The 15,444-nt window shown below is 68.2% G+C and carries 12 protein-coding genes; 7 read left to right on the plus strand and 5 right to left on the minus strand.

The genetic code is table 11. The features are described 5' to 3' along the window. Nucleotides 1–8: 8 nt before the first annotated feature. The 5 genes from QO207_RS21595 to QO207_RS21615 are packed head-to-tail and all read right to left on the minus strand — an operon-like array spanning nucleotide 9 to nucleotide 6,034. Nucleotides 9–1,238, minus strand: coding sequence for an NADH:flavin oxidoreductase/NADH oxidase family protein (locus QO207_RS21595; protein ID WP_301534336.1), 1,230 nt, complete (start codon nucleotides 1,236–1,238; stop codon nucleotides 9–11). Nucleotides 1,239–1,278: 40 nt separating this feature from the next. Further along, nucleotides 1,279–2,352, minus strand: a complete 1,074-nt coding sequence (locus QO207_RS21600; RefSeq protein ID WP_301534337.1) for an amidohydrolase family protein — start codon at nucleotides 2,350–2,352, stop codon at nucleotides 1,279–1,281. A gap of 30 nt (nucleotides 2,353–2,382) precedes the next feature. Next, complete coding sequence (locus QO207_RS21605; RefSeq protein ID WP_301534338.1) at nucleotides 2,383–2,763, minus strand: hypothetical protein; 381 nt, start codon at nucleotides 2,761–2,763, stop codon at nucleotides 2,383–2,385. Between the two features lie 2 nt (nucleotides 2,764–2,765). After that, nucleotides 2,766–4,412: an FAD-dependent monooxygenase gene (locus QO207_RS21610; protein WP_301534339.1), complete on the minus strand. Its 1,647-nt coding sequence runs from the start codon at nucleotides 4,410–4,412 to the stop codon at nucleotides 2,766–2,768. Continuing rightward, a complete protein-coding gene (locus QO207_RS21615; protein ID WP_301534340.1) occupies nucleotides 4,409–6,034 on the minus strand; it encodes a bifunctional 3-(3-hydroxy-phenyl)propionate/3-hydroxycinnamic acid hydroxylase in 1,626 nt (541 codons plus the stop codon). The genes QO207_RS21610 and QO207_RS21615 overlap by 4 nt, the downstream gene beginning before the upstream one ends. 263 nt (nucleotides 6,035–6,297) lie before the next feature. Here QO207_RS21615 and QO207_RS21620 point away from each other — a divergent pair, with 263 nt between their 5' ends. From QO207_RS21620 to QO207_RS21650, 7 genes are all read left to right on the plus strand, one after another. Continuing rightward, the gene (locus QO207_RS21620) at nucleotides 6,298–6,912 is read left to right on the plus strand and encodes a TetR/AcrR family transcriptional regulator (protein ID WP_301534341.1); all 615 of its coding nucleotides are present in this window, start codon (nucleotides 6,298–6,300) and stop codon (nucleotides 6,910–6,912) included. A 79-nt stretch (nucleotides 6,913–6,991) separates the two neighbouring features. Then, nucleotides 6,992–8,083: a VOC family protein gene (locus QO207_RS21625; protein ID WP_301534342.1), complete on the plus strand. Its 1,092-nt coding sequence runs from the start codon at nucleotides 6,992–6,994 to the stop codon at nucleotides 8,081–8,083. A 68-nt stretch (nucleotides 8,084–8,151) separates the two neighbouring features. Further along, entirely contained in the window at nucleotides 8,152–9,105 is a 954-nt protein-coding gene (locus tag QO207_RS21630) for a fumarylacetoacetate hydrolase family protein (RefSeq protein ID WP_301534343.1), read from the plus strand. Beyond that, entirely contained in the window at nucleotides 9,105–11,006 is a 1,902-nt protein-coding gene (locus QO207_RS21635; protein ID WP_301534344.1) for an acyl-CoA synthetase, read from the plus strand. Before QO207_RS21630 ends, QO207_RS21635 begins: the two co-directional genes overlap by 1 nt. Nucleotides 11,007–11,078: 72 nt before the next feature. Further along, nucleotides 11,079–12,110 carry an MBL fold metallo-hydrolase gene (locus QO207_RS21640; RefSeq protein ID WP_301534345.1) on the plus strand — a complete coding sequence of 344 codons (1,032 nt, stop codon included), beginning with the start codon at nucleotides 11,079–11,081 and terminating at the stop codon, nucleotides 12,108–12,110. 78 nt (nucleotides 12,111–12,188) lie between these two features. Then, nucleotides 12,189–14,039, plus strand: coding sequence for a DUF1302 domain-containing protein (locus QO207_RS21645; protein WP_301534346.1), 1,851 nt, complete (start codon nucleotides 12,189–12,191; stop codon nucleotides 14,037–14,039). Nucleotides 14,040–14,041: 2 nt separating this feature from the next. Then, nucleotides 14,042–15,406 carry a DUF1329 domain-containing protein gene (locus QO207_RS21650; protein WP_301534347.1) on the plus strand — a complete coding sequence of 455 codons (1,365 nt, stop codon included), beginning with the start codon at nucleotides 14,042–14,044 and terminating at the stop codon, nucleotides 15,404–15,406. The last annotated feature ends 38 nt before the right edge of the window (nucleotides 15,407–15,444 follow it).

Below are 15,444 nucleotides of genomic sequence, written 5' to 3' on the forward strand. Positions count from 1 at the left end.
GCTGCCGATCAGCTTTCGGCGACCCAGCGGCGGTAGCGTTTCGACTGTCGCCGCTGCTTGATCTGGCCGAACAGCAGCGCCAGCAACGGCGAGGTATCCGGCTTGGTGGCGCGCCCCTGGCTGAGCAATACCAGCTGTTGCTTGACCACCGACTGGGTGGCAGCGGCGGCCAGCGCGCGGTTCTTCCAGGGCACCACGATGGGTTCCACCTGTGCCCGCTCACCAAGCTTCCAGCGGCCCGGCAATGCCGGTTCCACGGCCAGCGCGGTGGCCATGCCAACCATGGAGACGCGGCCCTGCAGCGCCCGCTCGGCCACTTCCAGGCGGCGAATCCCGCCGGTCACCATCAGCGGCATGCGCGCCACCGCGCCGATGCGTTCGGCGAAGTCGAGGAAGTAGGCCTCCCGCGCCAGGGTACTGCCGTCGCGGGTCTGGCCCTGCATCGCCGGGCTTTCGTAGCTGCCGCCGGAAAGCTCCACCAGGTCCACCGCGCGCTCGTTGAGCATGGCGACCACTGCTTCGGCATCCTCGGCGGCGAACCCGCCGCGCTGGAAGTCGGCGGAATTGAGCTTCACCGCCACGCAGAAATCCGCCACCACACAAGCACGCACCGCGTCCACCGTGCGCAGCAGGATGCGCGCGCGGTTTTCCAGGCTGCCACCCCACTCGTCCGTACGCTGGTTGCTCAGCGGCGAGAGGAACTGACTGAACAGGTAGCCGTGCGCTGCGTGGATCTGCACACCGCTGAAGCCGGCCCGCTCCGCCAGCTGCGCGGTGGTGACGTAGCGCTGGATGATGTCCTCGATCTCCGCCACGGTCAGCGCGCGCGGCTGGGCGAAGACATTCTTCAGGCCGGGAATCTCCACGGCGATGGCCGACGGCCCCAGCGCCGGCTGGCCGAGCCCGGCCATCAGCTGGCGGCCGGGGTGGTTGATCTGCAGCCAGGCCTGCGCGCCACGGCTGCGGCAGGCCTGCGCCCAGGCAGTGAAGCGCGGCAGGTGGCGTTCATCCTCCAGCACCACGCCGGCCGGGCCGGTGAGCGCGCGGCGGTCGACCATCACATTACCGGTGAGGATCAACCCGGCGCCGCCTTCGGCCCAGGCGCGGTAGAGGCGGATCAGCGTCTCCCCCGGCGCATGGTCGGCGTCGGCCAGGTTCTCTTCCATGGCCGCCTTGGCCAGGCGGTTGCCGATCACCTGGCCGTTGGGCAGGCGCAGCGGTTGGAACAGCTTGTTCATGGGGTCGCTCCTTGAAGGACGGCGAAAACGGCAGCGCGCTTCAGCGGCTGCGCACACGCTCGACGAAGGCGCCCAGCGGGCGGGTCAGGCTGCGCTTGAGGCGGCTGGAGAAGGACTCGCCGGCATAGATCGGCGCCGGGATCACCTGCTCGTTCGCCTGGCGGTACTGCGGGAACAGGCTCAGCGCGTGGCCACGGTTGATTCCGTAGCGCTGCGCATCCGACCACAGGGTGTTCTGCTCCAGGGTCTGGCAGGACAAGGTGGTGACCGGCGCCGGGGCGAAGGGAAAGTCGCTGCCGAAGAGAATCTGCGAGGGCTCCACCAGTTCCTTGAGCGCCGCCATGGAGTAGCGCGACGGCGACAGCGCGGTGTCGAAGTAGAAGCGCTTGAGGTAGGTCATCACCCCCTGCGGGGCCTTGTCCTGGAACTGCGGCAGGGCGTTGGCCAGGGACACGCGCCAGGCCACGTAAGGCAGGAAGCCGCCGCCGTGGGCGAGAATCCAGCGGATGCGCGGGTACTTTTCCAGGGTGCCGGTGAGGATCAGGTTCACGGCCGCACGGGTGGTGTCGCAGAGGAATTCGACCAGGAAGCCTGGTGCGGCGATGCCGAGCTTCTCGCTGCTTTCATGCATGTTCGGGTGGACGAAGACGATGGCCGCGCGGCGGTCCAGTTCGGCCATCAGCTCGTCGAAACGCTCATCGCCGAGGAACACGCCATCGGTGCTGCCCAGCAGCACCACGCCTTCGGCCTTCAGCTCATCCAGCGCGCGGATCGCCTCGCGGCAGGCCGCCTCGGTGAATGGCGTGGGCAGCACGGCGAAGTTGCCGAAGCGCCCCGGATAGTCGACCCGCATCTGCGCGGCGAAATCGTTGCAGCGCATCGCCAGCTCGCGGGCCTGCGCCACGCCCCCGCCGAAATGCACGCCCGGCGCCGACAGCGAGGTGATGGCGGTCTGGATGCCGTTGAGGTCCATCACTTCGATGGACTTCTGCGGTGACCATGTCGGCAGCGGGGCACCGGCCACCATGTCCAGCCCCTTGCTGGCCATGACCTCGACGAAAGCCGGCGGGATGATGTGGTGGTGCACGTCGATGCGACCTTGTTGGATCGTCATTGTTGTTGTCCTTGGGTGATCCGTGAGGGGCTAGGCAGCCCGGGCGATCTTCATGGCTTCGTTGAACCACAGGGCCACCGCGAAGCGCCCCTGCAGCTGGCACTGCCCGCCTTCGACGGCGCGCAGCATGTCGGTCTCGTCGCGGCTGAGCATCACCCGCAACGCATCGGCGCTGTGCTGCCAGTGCTGGACGAAGTCGGGCCGGCGGTGTTCGCCGCGGTGCAGGCTGAGCACGCCGCCCCGCAACTGGTAATAGCCGCCGACGCCGTCGCCAGTGCGAATCTGCAGCACGAAGGACTCCTCGTGGAGCAGTTCACGCAGGCGCGCCGAGCGCCGTTCGGCGCGGCGCAGCAGCGGGATGGACGCCAGCAGGAGCAGGCGCAGCTTCAGCGAATCGATGAACAGGCTCATGGTCAGCGGGCTCCGCGCAGACGGTTGAACAGCGAGTAGCAATCGACCGGCAGGCTGTCGCCACGCCAGCACACATGCTGGTCCGGGCGCACCAGCACGAAGCGCCGCTCGTACAGGGTCGCCAGGTACTTCTCATGGATCGGCAGCACGCTCAGTGGCACCCCGCATTCCTGCGCGGCCTCCAGCAGCGGTGCGCAGTCCTGCGCATCGGCAGCGAACGCAAGCAGGGTGTAATGACCGAGGGCCAGCTGGTCGAACAGCGCGGTGCCGTCCTCGCGGAATGCACTGGGCAGCCGCGCACCGGACCAGGTGGTGGGCGTATAGCGAATCTCCTCGTAGGCCGGCTCGCTGGCGGTGTCCGTCTCGATGGCGGGCGAGCCGTGGTAGCGGTAGCCGATCTCCACGCCCAGCGACTCATAGAGCCGCGAGACCTTGCGCTCGAACTCAAGCCCGGCCGCCTCGCGCGCCGCCTCGCCTCCCGGCCCCTGGGCGAGCAGCGCTTCGTCACGGCGCATCTGCGCCTCGAAGGTCGCCGCCGCACATTTCTTCACGTGGTCGCGGTTGCGCCGGGCCACCGGCAAGCGTTCCGCCTCGTAGCTCTCCAGCAGGCGCGGGCCGCCCCAGCCGGCCAGGCAGGCCGCCAGCTTCCACGCCAGGTTGTGCGCCTCGGCCACCCCGGTGTTCATCCCCAGCCCGCCGGTGGGCATGAACTGGTGAGTGGCGTCGCCGGCAATGAACACCCGCTGCCGGCCGAACGAACGGGCCACCAGGAACTGCGGGCGCCAGGGGCCGGACTGGACGATCTCGTAGCGCAGCCGGGTTCCGAGGGCGGCATCCACCACGCTTTCCAGCGACTCGCCGGGGCGCGGCGCAAAGGGCCGGTGCAGCACGTAGTCGTTGCGGCTGGCATCGGGCGAGACCAGCAGCCCGGCGAAGCCCGGCCGGGTCAGCCAAGTGTGCCAATACGGCTGGTTGTTCGGGAACAGCCCGGCGATGTCGTCGGAGCGCAGGTGGATGATGAACAGCTCGCCGACCAGGTCGCGGGTGCCGTCGTAATCGATGTTGAGGAAATTGCGCACGCGGCTGTTGGGGCCGTCGCAGCCGACCAGGTACTGGGCGAAGAACTGCTGCGCCTCGCCGCTATCCACTTCGTGGGCCATCGCCACCACACCGGTGGAGCCCTGTTCGAAGCCATACAGGCGCCAGCCCATGCGCAGCTCGATGTTGGGGTCGGCCTCCACCTCGGCCAGCAGCACCGGTTCCAGGTGCATCTGCGCGATGCGCTGCATCGATTCCAGCGGCAGGCTGCCGTCGCGGCAGGCGCGGATGGCCTGCGCGGCCTGGCTGACCGGCTGGTAGATCAGGTGGCGGTCGGACATCACGCTGTAGAACGGCCCGCTGGCCGAAGCCGCCATCGCCGAATACTGGTTGGCGTCGGTCGGGTTGCCGGCCGCGCGGATGCGCTCGGCCAGGCCCAGCTGGCGGAAGATTTCCATCGAGCGGCAGTTCACCACGTCCAGCTTGGGGTGCGTGGTGGTCTGCCGGCGGTCGTTGAGCAGCACCGAGCGAATGCCCAGGCGGCTGAGGTTCAGCGCCAGGGTCAGGCCTACCGGGCCGGCGCCGCTGATGAGAACGGGGGTGTCGATCATGCCGCCACTCCTTGGGGTTGGTTGCTGTGGCGGACCAGCGCCAGGCCAGCGAGGAAGCGCTCGGCGACACGGCCGAGCTGGTCGGCGCGGCCGGCGTCGAAGACGTAGCGGTCGGGGCGGATCAGCACGAAGTCCATGCCGGCTTCGTCGAACCAGTCCTGCAGCGCGCCGGTGGGGTCGCCGAGCACCGCGCCGGCCGGGTCTTCGGCGAACTCCAGCACACGAATGTCCACCTGCTGCGCCAGTCGCTCCAGCTGCGCGCGCTGGCTATCGAGGCTGCCGCGCCGGGCGAGCAAGGCGAAGCCGTGGCCGAGCGCCTCATCCAGCAGTACCCGCTCACCCTGCTCCTCGCGCAACACCTTCGGCTGCAGGGCCAGGTGGCCGGACAGCCGGTGCCCCCAGCCGCAGAAGCCGGCGGCCAGTGGCTTCTTGCGGTTGGCCTTGTCGGCGAACGCCTTGTTGGCGAACGGCAGCATGCCGGCGATGCGGAACAGCAGCCAGTCGCGCAGGAAGGCCACGCCGCGGTGGCGGGTCTGGATGACGTTGCCGAGGAACATCGCGCCGTTGATGATTTCGCGCACGTGGGCCGAGCGCTCGGCCTCGTAGTCGTCGAACAACTTCTCCCGCGCGGCGCCGCGCAGCACCATGTCCAGCCGCCAGCACAGGCTGCTGGCGTCGCGCACGCCCGAGCACATGCCCTGGCCGAGGAACGGCGGCATCTGGTGCGCCGAGTCGCCAGCAAGGATGATCCGGCCGTTGCGCCAGTCGTTGGCCCAGAGGCCGTGGAACTTGTAGTAGGCGATGCGGGTGATCTCGATCTTGTCGAGGTCGACGAAGTCGCGCAGTTGCTGGCGCACCAGGTAGGGGTCGGTGGCCTCGCGCTCGGACTTGCCGCCGGTGACCATGAACTGCCACTCGTAGTACGGCCCGGCCATGGGTACGTAGGTCACCGGCTGCGCCGGGTTGCACACCTGCGAGTGGTTGGCCGGCAGCAGCGCGTCCTTCTTGCCGGAGCGGGTCTTCGTATCGACCACCACCCAGGCCTCGTCGAAGTCCGCCGACTCCAGGCGCAGCCCGGCCTCGCGGCGGACGAAGCTCTTGCCGCCGTCGCAGCCGATCAGGTAGCGGCCCTGGAACACCCGCTCGCTGCCGTCACGCTGCACGGCGGTGGCGCGCACGCCGTCGGCATCCTGCTCGACGCCGACGACGCGGCAGCCATACACCGGAGTGACGTTGGGGAAGCGCTTGAGCCCGTCGTGGAAGTGCCGCTCCAGGGTCGGCTGGTGGAACCACCAGGCGCCGGGGTGGCCGTAGCGACGGTCCTGGCTGCCGATGCGCGAGCCGGTCACCGGCTTGCGCCCGGGGCGCAGGATGATCTCCATGTCGGTGAACGATTCGCTGGTGCGGCCGATGTCGCCGGCCAGGCCGGCGAACTGGAAGATGCGCATGATCTCGTCATCGAAGTGCACGGCACGCGGGGCGTAGTACAGGTCCTCGTCGCGCTCCAGGCCGACCACCGACCAGCCGTAGCGGCCCAGCAGGTTGGCCAGCACCGCCCCGGTGGGGCCCAGGCCGACGATGATCACGTCGCAGGTTGTCGTTGTTGTTGTGGACTCTTGCATTGCTTGCTCCAGGGGAAGACATCGCCGAATCATTTTGAACACCAGTGTTCAATTCAGTCAACTGGAGATCAAATCTGTTCGCGAAATCCCGCTAAAACCTGCCGTCCAGAGCCTCTCCTGCAAGCCATCTGAGCAGTGGAAAGCCCCGAAATACACGGGAAGCTCGGAAAGAATCGGCAAAAAACACGACCAATAGACCCTGTTGACTTATTTTGAACGCACGTGTTCAATCAGCCCAAGCTTGACCTTGGAGCCGATTTTTCATGGAAACCCTCAACCCCGTACAGCGCCGTATCCACCAGGCCGCCCTGCGCCTGTTCGCCGAAAAGGGCGCGAGCCAGGTGAACATCAGCGACCTGGCCCAGGAGGCCGGCGTGGCCAGGGGCACCATCTACAACAACCTGCAGTCCATCGACGACCTGTTCCAGCACGTCGCCAGCCACCTGGCGGCGGAGATGCACCAGCGCGTGGTGAAGAGCTTCGGCGAGACCTCGGACCCGGCCCTGCGCCTGGCCAACGGCATCCGCTTCTTCATCCGCCGGGCCCACGAGGAACAGCACTGGGGCGCCTTCATCAGCCGCTTCTCGATGAGCGAGGAATCGCTGCGCGGCATGTGGTTCGGCCCGCCCACCGCCGACCTGCTCAGCGGGCTCGCCAGCGGCCGCTACAGCTTCCGCCAGGAGCAGCTGCCCTCGGTGATCTCGATGATCGCCGGCTCCGTGCTCAGCTCCATCTTCCTGGTCCTGGAGGGCCACCGGACCTGGCGCCAGGCCGGCAGCGACTCGGCCGAGCTGACCCTGCGCGCGCTCGGCGTGGCGCCGGAGGAAGCGCGCAGCCTGGCCACCGGTGAGCTGCCGGTGTTACCGCCAGCGGACTGATCCACCCGTACCTGCCAACGCTCCATTTCCGGGGCGATGGCGAAGCCTTGCCTGACGAAAGCCACGGAGAACAACAAGCATGAGCCGTCAGACCACCAGCCCCACCCTGGCCACACCGCAGCCGGCGCGCCATCCGCAGCCGACGGTGAAGGCCCGCGAGCTGGCCTACCTGATCTTCCAGCGCCCGGACCTGGAGCAGGCCGAGCGCTTCCTCGGCGACTTCGGCCTGGTGCTGGCGCGGCGTGATCGCGACTGCCTGTACTTTCGCGGCACCGGCAGCGCGCCCTACTGCTACCGCGTGCAGCGCGGCGAGCAGGCGAGTTTCCTCGGCTTCGGCCTGAGCCTGGGCAGCGCCGCGGACCTGGCGCGCATCGCCCGCCTGCCCGGCGCCAGCGCCATCGAATCGCCGGACGTCCCCGGCAACGGCCAGCGCGTGAGCCTGCGCGACCCGTCCGGCTTTCTCATCGAGGCCGTGTACGGCCGGCAGCCGGTGGCGCCCCTGCCCCACCGCAGCGCCCTGCCGCTCAATCAGGTCGACGAGGCACCGCGGATCAATGCCACCCAGCGCCCGCCCATCGCCCCGCCGGAGATCATCAAGCTCGGCCACGTGGTGCTCGAAGTCGCCGACTACCAGGCCACCGCCGGCTGGTACACCGAGCACTTCGGCTTCATTCCCAGCGACGTGCAGGTGCTGCCCGACGGCTCGCCCGCCGTGGCCTTCCTGCGCCTGGACCTGGGCGAAACGCCCGCCGACCACCACACCCTGGCACTCGCCCAGGGCTTCATGGCCGCCTACAGCCACAGCGCCTACGAGGTGGTCGACGCCGACGCCGTCGGCATCGGCCAGCGGGTATTGCGCGAGCGCGGCTGGAAGCATGCCTGGGGCATGGGCCGGCACATCCTCGGCAGCCAGATCTTCGACTACTGGCAGGACCCCTGGGGCGACAAGCACGAACACTACTGCGACGGCGACCTGTTCACCGCCGAACGCCCCACCGGCCTGCACGCCATCAGCCCCGAGGCCATGGCGCAGTGGGGCCAGCGCATGCCGCGCAGCTTCACCAAGCCGGTGATGAACCTCGCCGCCGTGCGCGCCCTGCTGCACAACCTGCGGCACAGCCCGGACCTGACCCTGCGCAAGCTCATCACGCTGGCGCGGATGTTCGGCTGAGCCGGCGACAACAACAAGAAGACCCACGCCGTTCGATGCGGCCAACCGCTGTACCAGGAGTCGTTGCCATGCCCGTGCACCTCGTCCGCTACCAACACCAGAATGCCGTCCGCTGGGGCGTGCTGCGCCAGGGCCGGATCACCCCGGTCCCCGGCGACTATGCCAGCACCGGCGCGCTGATCCAGGGGACCACCGCGGAGCAGCTCAAGGCGCTGCAGGGCGATGAGCTCGAACTGTCTGCCGTGACGCTGCTCAGCCCGGTGACCCGCGACCAGCAGTTCGTCTGCCAGGGCGCCAACTACCGGCAGCACATGATCGAGTCGGGCATGGACCCGGACGCCAAGCACTTCAACATGATCTTCACCAAGGCGCAGAGCTGCATCGTCGCCGCCGACAGCGACCTGATCAAACCGCGCCAGGTGCGCTTCCTCGACTACGAGATCGAGCTGGGCCTGGTACTGCGCCGCGAGATCACCGGCAAGGTCGCGGTGAGCGACGCCAACCTGCATGAGTTCATCGCCGGCGTGGTCATCGTCAACGACTACTCGGCCCGCGACATCCAGATCCCGCAGATGCAGTTCTACAAGGGCAAGAGCTTCCGCACCTTCGGCCCGGTCGGCCCCTACCTGTGCCTGCTGGAAGCGGCCGACATGCGCTACCTGAAGGAGCTGCAGCTGCGCCTGACGGTCAACGGCCAGGTGCGCCAGAGCGACAGCACCGCCAACCTGGTACACGGCCCGGCAGCGACCCTGAGCGAGCTGTCCGGCGTGCAGGATTTTGCCGCCGGCGACCTGATCGCCACCGGCACCCCGGCCGGCTGCGCGCTGTCGGTCCCCTCGCCGGCCAAGCAGCGCATCGCCGCCTTCCTCCCCGAGCGCATCAAGTGGCAAGCCTTCCTCAAGACCCAGGCGGGGCGCAGCCAGTACCTCAAGGCCGGCGACGTGGTCGAGGCGAGCATCCGCAGCGCCGACGGCGTGATCGACCTGGGTGTGCAGCGCAACCGCGTGGTGGAGCAAGCCTGATGGCCGTTCGCAGTCTCGCCGACATCCACTTCCTGGAGACTACGCCGCTGGCCGCACGCGGTCTGCCGCAGAGCACCTACGAGGCGCTCGGGCACAGCGCCCGCGAGCACGCCGATGCCAACGCGCTGAGCTTCTTCCTCGATGCCGGCGACTTCGCCCGCACCCACGACTGGAGCTACGCCGAGCTGTTCGCCGAGATCACCCGCGCGGCCAATGCCTTCCATGACCTGGGCGTGGCGGCGGGCGATGTGGTCGGCTTCGTCCTGCCGAACCTGCCGGAAACCCACTTCACCATCTGGGGCGGCGAGGCGGCCGGGATCGTCATGGCGATCAACCCGCTGCTCGACGCCGCACAGATGGCCGAGTTGCTGCGCGCCGCGAAAGTGAAGGTGCTGGTGACCCTGGCACCGACGCCGGGCAGTGACCTGTGGCCGCGCCTGGCCGCCCAGCTCGCCAGCCTGCCCGACCTGCAGCAGGTGGTCTGGGTCAGCCTGGCGCCCTACGTCAATCTACCCAAGGCATTGGTTCTGCGCTGGCTGGCGCGGCGCGAGAGAGCCCGCCACAAGCACCTGCCGATCCACGACCTGCGCGCGCTGATGAAGCGCCAGGACGGCGCGCGGCTGAACAGCGGCCGGCGCATCCGCGCCGAGGAACGCTCCTCCTACTTCTGCACCGGCGGTACCACCGGCCTGCCGAAGATCGCTGCGCGCACCCATGGCTCGGAGGTGTTCAACGCCTGGGCCATGGCCGCCAACATGCAGCCGCGCGAACCCGGCCAGGTGATCTTCTGCGGCCTGCCGCTGTTCCACGTCAACGGCCAGCTGGTCACCGGGCTGATGCCCTGGACCCACGGCGACCGGGTGATCCTCGGCACGCCCCAGGGCTACCGCGGCGAAGGCGTGGTGCAACGCTTCTGGGAAATGGTCGAGCACTTCGGCATCAACTTCTTCTCCGGCGTGCCGACGGTGTACGCCGCCCTGCTCCGCCAGCAGCCCGAACGCCACGACCTGTCGAGCCTGAAGTACGCGCTGTGCGGCGCGGCGCCGATGCCGGTGGAGCTGTTCCGTGACTTCGAAAAGCAGACCGGCGTGCGCCTGCTCGAAGGCTACGGCCTTACCGAAGGCGCCTGCGTGTCCTCGACCAACCCGCCCGAGGGCGAGCGACGCATCGGCTCCATCGGCCTGCGCCTGGCCTATCAGGCGATGCGCGCGGTGATCCTCGACGAGCATGGCAACTACCAGCGCGATGCCGCGGTGGACGAGGTCGGCGTCATCGCCCTGCACGGCCCCAACCTGTTCGACGGCTACCTGGAACCCCGGCACAACGACGGCATCTGGCTGCAAATCGACGGCCAGCGCTGGCTCAACACCGGCGACCTCGGCCGCCAGGACGACGAAGGCTACTTCTGGCTCACCGGGCGCAAGAAGGAGCTGATCATCCGCGGCGGCCACAACATCGACCCGAAGGTGATCGAGGAAGCCCTGCAGGCCCACCCGGCGGTAGCCCTGGTGGCCGCCGTCGGCAGCCCCGACGCCCACGCCGGCGAACTGCCGGTGGCCTATGTGCAACTGATTCCGGGCCAGGCCTGCAGCCCGGCGCAACTGCTCGACTTCGCCAGCACGCAGATCAGCGAGCGTGCCGCCGTGCCCAAGCGCATCGAAGTGCTCGACGCCCTGCCACTGACGGCGGTGGGCAAGATCTTCAAGCCGGCCCTGCAACAGCGCGAGATCGCCCGCGTGGTGCGCGAGGAAGCTCGCGCGCTGGGCATCCATGAGCTGTCGGTGGAGGTGGTGCAGGACGCCCGGCGCGGGCTGGTCGCCCAGGTGGCCGGCGGCGCGCAGCGTGAAAACCTGGCCCGCGCCCTGGGCCGCTACAGCTTCCAGACCGACTGGTCGGGGTGACCGACACCCGCCCGACACCCTTGCCTGCGCGTCGATATCCCTGACAAGAAAAAACAAGAAAGGAAAAGAGACATGCGACTGAAGTGGAAACTTGCCCTACCCGCCCTGCTGCTCGCCGCCGTGGCCGCTGGCGTCGTGCTCAACGGCCAGCGCATCCAGGAGGCGATCCTCGATGCCGAGGTACGCGACCGCACCGACAACAGCCTGACCAACGCCGACGGCAGCATCCGCGTGATCCTCTGCGGCACCGGCACGCCGCAGGTCAACGCGCCGCGCGGACAGGCCTGCACCCTGGTGGCGGCCGGCGGCCAGCTGTTCCTCTTCGACGCCGGCGAGAACGCCATGCGCAATATCGAGGACAACCACGTGCCGCTGCCGGCGCTGAACCGCGTGTTCATCACCCACTGGCATTCGGACCACTTCAACGGCCTCGGCGCGCTGATCAACCACACCTGGATCAACGGCCGCAAGACGCCCTTCGAGGTCTACGGCCCGCGCGGCGTCGAGCAGGTGGTCAAGGGCCTGGCCATGGCCTATGCCGAGGACGTCGAGTTCCGCCACCTGCACGCGCTGCCGGCGATCTCCACCGAACTGGCCTATGCCCAGGCCCATGTGGTCGAGATGGCCGACGACGCCGAGTCGATGCGGGTGTTCGAGCAGGACGGCGTGACCATCGACGCCTTCCGCGTCGACCACCGCCCGGTGGACCCGGCCTTCGGCTACGTGCTGCGCTACAACGGCAAGAAGGTCTTCATCAGCGGCGACACCCGCGTCACCGAACGCTACTTCGGCGCCCTGCAGGACGCCGACCTGGTGGTGCACGAAGCCATCAACGGCCACCTGATCCGAATGGGCGCCGCCGCCCTGCAGCGCACCGGCCAGACCGCCGCCGCGGCGCAGGCGGTGCGGGTGCTCGACTACCACGCCGACACCCTCGGCCTGGCCAGGCTCGCCGAGAAGGCCAAGGTCCGCCACCTGGTGCTCACCCACCTGATCCCCAGCCCGACCAACTTCGTCAGCCGCCAGCTGTTCCTGCGCGGCATGCAGGAGCGCTTCTCGGGCGAGCTGACCCTCGGGGAGGACGCCATGGAAATCCGCCTATGACCCCATGCCGCCGCTGACCGCGGACACCCCAAGCCTTGCCAGCAGCACCTCACCAACACAATAAAAAAAGGTGATCCCATGCAACGCCCACACCTGCGCCAGCCCCTGCGGCTGAGCGTGCTCGCCCTCGCCATCTCTGCGACAAATGCACCGGCCGCCACCTGGCAGCTCAACGACGACTGGAGCCTGACCAGCAACACCACGCTGTCGCTGGGCACCAGCTGGTCCCTGCAGGACGCCGACAAGGGCCAATTGACCCGCGCCGACGCCAACAGCATCGGCAAGTCCGGCCACGGCGTCGCCTACAACGGCGACGACGGCAAGCTCAACTTCGACAAGGGCGACACCATCTCCACAGTGTTCAAGGGCCTGTCGGACTTCGACCTCAACGACGGCAGCCAGGGCGCATTCCTGCGCCTGAAATACTGGTACGACCAGGCCCTGGAAAACGGCGACGGCGACTTCACCCGCTTCGACGATTCCGGCTGGCAGGACCTGGCCAAATTCAAGGGTTTCGAAGCCCTCGACGCCTATGCCTGGAAGGACTTCGACGTGGACGGCCACAAGCTCGGCGTGCGTGCCGGCAAGCAGGTGCTCAGCTGGGGCGAGGCGCTGTTCCTGCAGAACGGCATCAACGCCATCAACCCGCTGGACGCCTCGGCGTTCAACCGCCCCGGCGTCGAGCTCAAGGAAGGCCAGCTGCCGGTGGAGATGCTCAGCTTCAACTATGACTTGAGCGACAAGCTCAGCCTGGAAGGCTTCTGGCAGTACAACTTCCGCCCCACCGTGCTGGACGGCTGCGGCACCTTCTTCAGCCTGGGCGACAACATCCAGGAAGGCTGCCAGTTCGACGCGCTGATCGTCGGCGGCATCGGCACCACCCAGCAGAGCCTGGTGCCCAATGCCCTCGACGCCGCTCCCGGCGAGGCCGCCTACGCCGAGCGCTACCTGCGCCGCACCTCCACCGACTGGGCCCGCGACACCGGCCAGTACGGCCTCGCCGCGCACTACTCGATCGAGCAACTGGGCGACGCCGACCTGGGCCTCTACTACGCCAACTACCACAGCCGCACCCCGCAGCTGGCCGGCGTCATCGCCCGGCAGGCGCCCAACAGCGGCGGCAACCTCGGCGCCAACCTGAATACCGGCGACTACTTCACCGTCTACCCCGAGGACATCCGCCTGTTCGGCGTCAGCCTGAGCACCGTGCTCGACACCACCGCGGTGTTCGGCGAGCTGAGCTACCGGCCCAACATGCCACTGGGCTACAACCCGGTGGACATGGGCGCGCTGCTCGCCGGCCAGGCCAACACGCCAATCCTGCCGATGACCGCCGACCAGCTCACCGCCGCGCGCGGCAGCACCGTGGAAGGCTACGCGCGCAAGGAGTTCTGGCAGCTCAGCCTGGGCGCCATCGACACCGTCTCCAACGTGCTGGGTGCCGAGCGCTTCGCCTGGGCCGGGGAAGTGGGCGCCAACTGGATCGGTGGCCTGCACGAGCGCTTCGGCCGCGCCGGCAGCTTCGGCCGCACGCCACCCAGCGACGGCAGCCTGTGCAACCCCGGCACCGCCCTGGGCAATCCGGGCGGGCTGAGCGACACCGAGCTGGCCGCCTACAACGCCGACAACTGCAACACCGACGGCCTGATGACCGACTTCTCCTGGGGCTACCGCCTGCGCCTGGCGCTGAACTACGAAGGTCTGCTGCCGGCCACCGTGGTCACGCCCTCGCTGACCTGGCGCCATGACGTCGAGGGCAACAGCCCGAACTTCCAGGAAGGCCAGCAGGCCGCCGGCCTCGCCCTGACCTTCGACTACCGCAACAACTACTCGCTGGAGCTGGCCTACAACACGTTCTTCGGCTCCAACGACTACTCCACCATCGATGACCGCGACTTCGCCTCGGTCACCCTCAAAGCGAGCTTCTGACCATGACTTTCAAAGTGCTCTCTTCTGACCTGGTTCCTGCCCTGACCCTGGCGTTCTCCCTGGTGATTGCCAGCCCCTTCACCCTGGCCAAGGAAACCGACGCGGCGAAACTCGACGGCCCGCTGACCGTGGTCGGCGCCGAGCGCGCCGGCAATGCCGACGGCAGCATCCCGGCGTGGAACGGTGGCCTCAAGCCCGGCGCCGCCGCCATCAGCGCCAACGGCGACTATGCCGACCCGTTCGCCGGCGAGAAGCCGCTCTACGTGGTCGAGCGCGGCAACCTGGAGCAGTACGCCAAGCTGCTCAGCCCCGGCCAGCAGGCGATGTTCAAGCGCTACCCGGACTACCGCATGCCGGTCTACCCGACCCACCGCACCAGCACACTGCCCAAGGCCTACCAGGACGAAAGCCGCGCCAACCTGGCCCGGGTGACCCTGGCCGAGGGCGGCAACGGCCTGCTGGGCTACAACTTCGGCGTGCCCTTCCCCGAGCCGAACCAGGCGCTGGAAGTCATGTGGAACCACCTGACGCGCTACCGCGGCGGCTCCGCACGGCGCTCCACCGCCTCGGTGACGGTGCAGGAGAAAGGCGACTTCACGGTGGTTACCAACGACGCACTGACTGCCTTCCGCGAGCGCGTCAGCGACCTGGATGCCGGCGAGAACCTGCTGTTCTTCAACCGCATCCTCACCACCTCGCCCTCACGCTATGCCGGCGAAGCCCTGGTGGTACAGGAGCCGATCAACCAGGTGGAAGAACCGCGCTCGGCCTGGCAGTACATCCCCGGCCAGCGCCGCGTGCGCCGGGCGCCGACCCTGGCCTACGACAGCAGCGCGCGGCAGAGCTTCGGCCAGGTGGTGACCGACAGCGTCGACGGCTACAACGGCGCGCCGGATCGCTACGACTGGAAGCTGGTCGGCAAGCAGGAACTGCTGGTGGGCTACAACGCCTTCCGCCTGGCCAGCAAGTCGTTGAAGTACGCCGACCTGCTCAAGCCCGGCTACCTCAACCCCGAGCAGACCCGCTACGAGAAGCACCGCGTGTGGGTCGTCGAGGCCACCCTCAAGCCCGGCGCGCGCCACGTCTACGCCAAGCGTCGCTTCTACATCGACGAGGACACCTGGCAGATCATGGTTTCCGACATCTACGACACCCGTGGCGAGCTGTGGCGCCTGTATGAATCGCACCTGGCCAACTACCACGACGTGGAGCTGCCGATCACCGTCGCCGAAGCCACCTACGACTTGATCTCCGGCCGCTATGCAGTGGGCTACCTGAGCAACGAGGTGCGCGGCAAGGCGGAGTTCGGCATGCCGCTGTCCAAGTCCGAATTCACCTCGGCGCAGCTCAAGCGCCTGGGCAAGTGATGCCCCCCTTCCCTGAAAAAAAGCAGCAGAACAAGCAG

This window comes from Pseudomonas sp. CAN1 (genome assembly GCF_030462585.1).
Lineage (GTDB): Bacteria > Pseudomonadota > Gammaproteobacteria > Pseudomonadales > Pseudomonadaceae > Pseudomonas.

Excerpts from the sequence above, each read along its gene's own strand:
- QO207_RS21620 (WP_301534341.1), top strand. The coding sequence starts at position 6,298 with ATGGAAACCCTCAACCCCGTACAGCGCCGTATCCACCAGGCCGCCCTG.
- QO207_RS21595 (WP_301534336.1), bottom strand. The coding sequence starts at position 1,238 with ATGAACAAGCTGTTCCAACCGCTGCGCCTGCCCAACGGCCAGGTGATC.
- QO207_RS21610 (WP_301534339.1), bottom strand. The coding sequence starts at position 4,412 with ATGATCGACACCCCCGTTCTCATCAGCGGCGCCGGCCCGGTAGGCCTG.
- QO207_RS21600 (WP_301534337.1), bottom strand. The coding sequence starts at position 2,352 with ATGACGATCCAACAAGGTCGCATCGACGTGCACCACCACATCATCCCG.
- QO207_RS21630 (WP_301534343.1), top strand. The coding sequence starts at position 8,152 with ATGCCCGTGCACCTCGTCCGCTACCAACACCAGAATGCCGTCCGCTGG.
- QO207_RS21625 (WP_301534342.1), top strand. The coding sequence starts at position 6,992 with ATGAGCCGTCAGACCACCAGCCCCACCCTGGCCACACCGCAGCCGGCG.
- QO207_RS21645 (WP_301534346.1), top strand. The coding sequence starts at position 12,189 with ATGCAACGCCCACACCTGCGCCAGCCCCTGCGGCTGAGCGTGCTCGCC.
- QO207_RS21615 (WP_301534340.1), bottom strand. The coding sequence starts at position 6,034 with ATGCAAGAGTCCACAACAACAACGACAACCTGCGACGTGATCATCGTC.
- QO207_RS21650 (WP_301534347.1), top strand. The coding sequence starts at position 14,042 with ATGACTTTCAAAGTGCTCTCTTCTGACCTGGTTCCTGCCCTGACCCTG.
- QO207_RS21640 (WP_301534345.1), top strand. The coding sequence starts at position 11,079 with ATGCGACTGAAGTGGAAACTTGCCCTACCCGCCCTGCTGCTCGCCGCC.
- QO207_RS21605 (WP_301534338.1), bottom strand. The coding sequence starts at position 2,763 with ATGAGCCTGTTCATCGATTCGCTGAAGCTGCGCCTGCTCCTGCTGGCG.
- QO207_RS21635 (WP_301534344.1), top strand. The coding sequence starts at position 9,105 with ATGGCCGTTCGCAGTCTCGCCGACATCCACTTCCTGGAGACTACGCCG.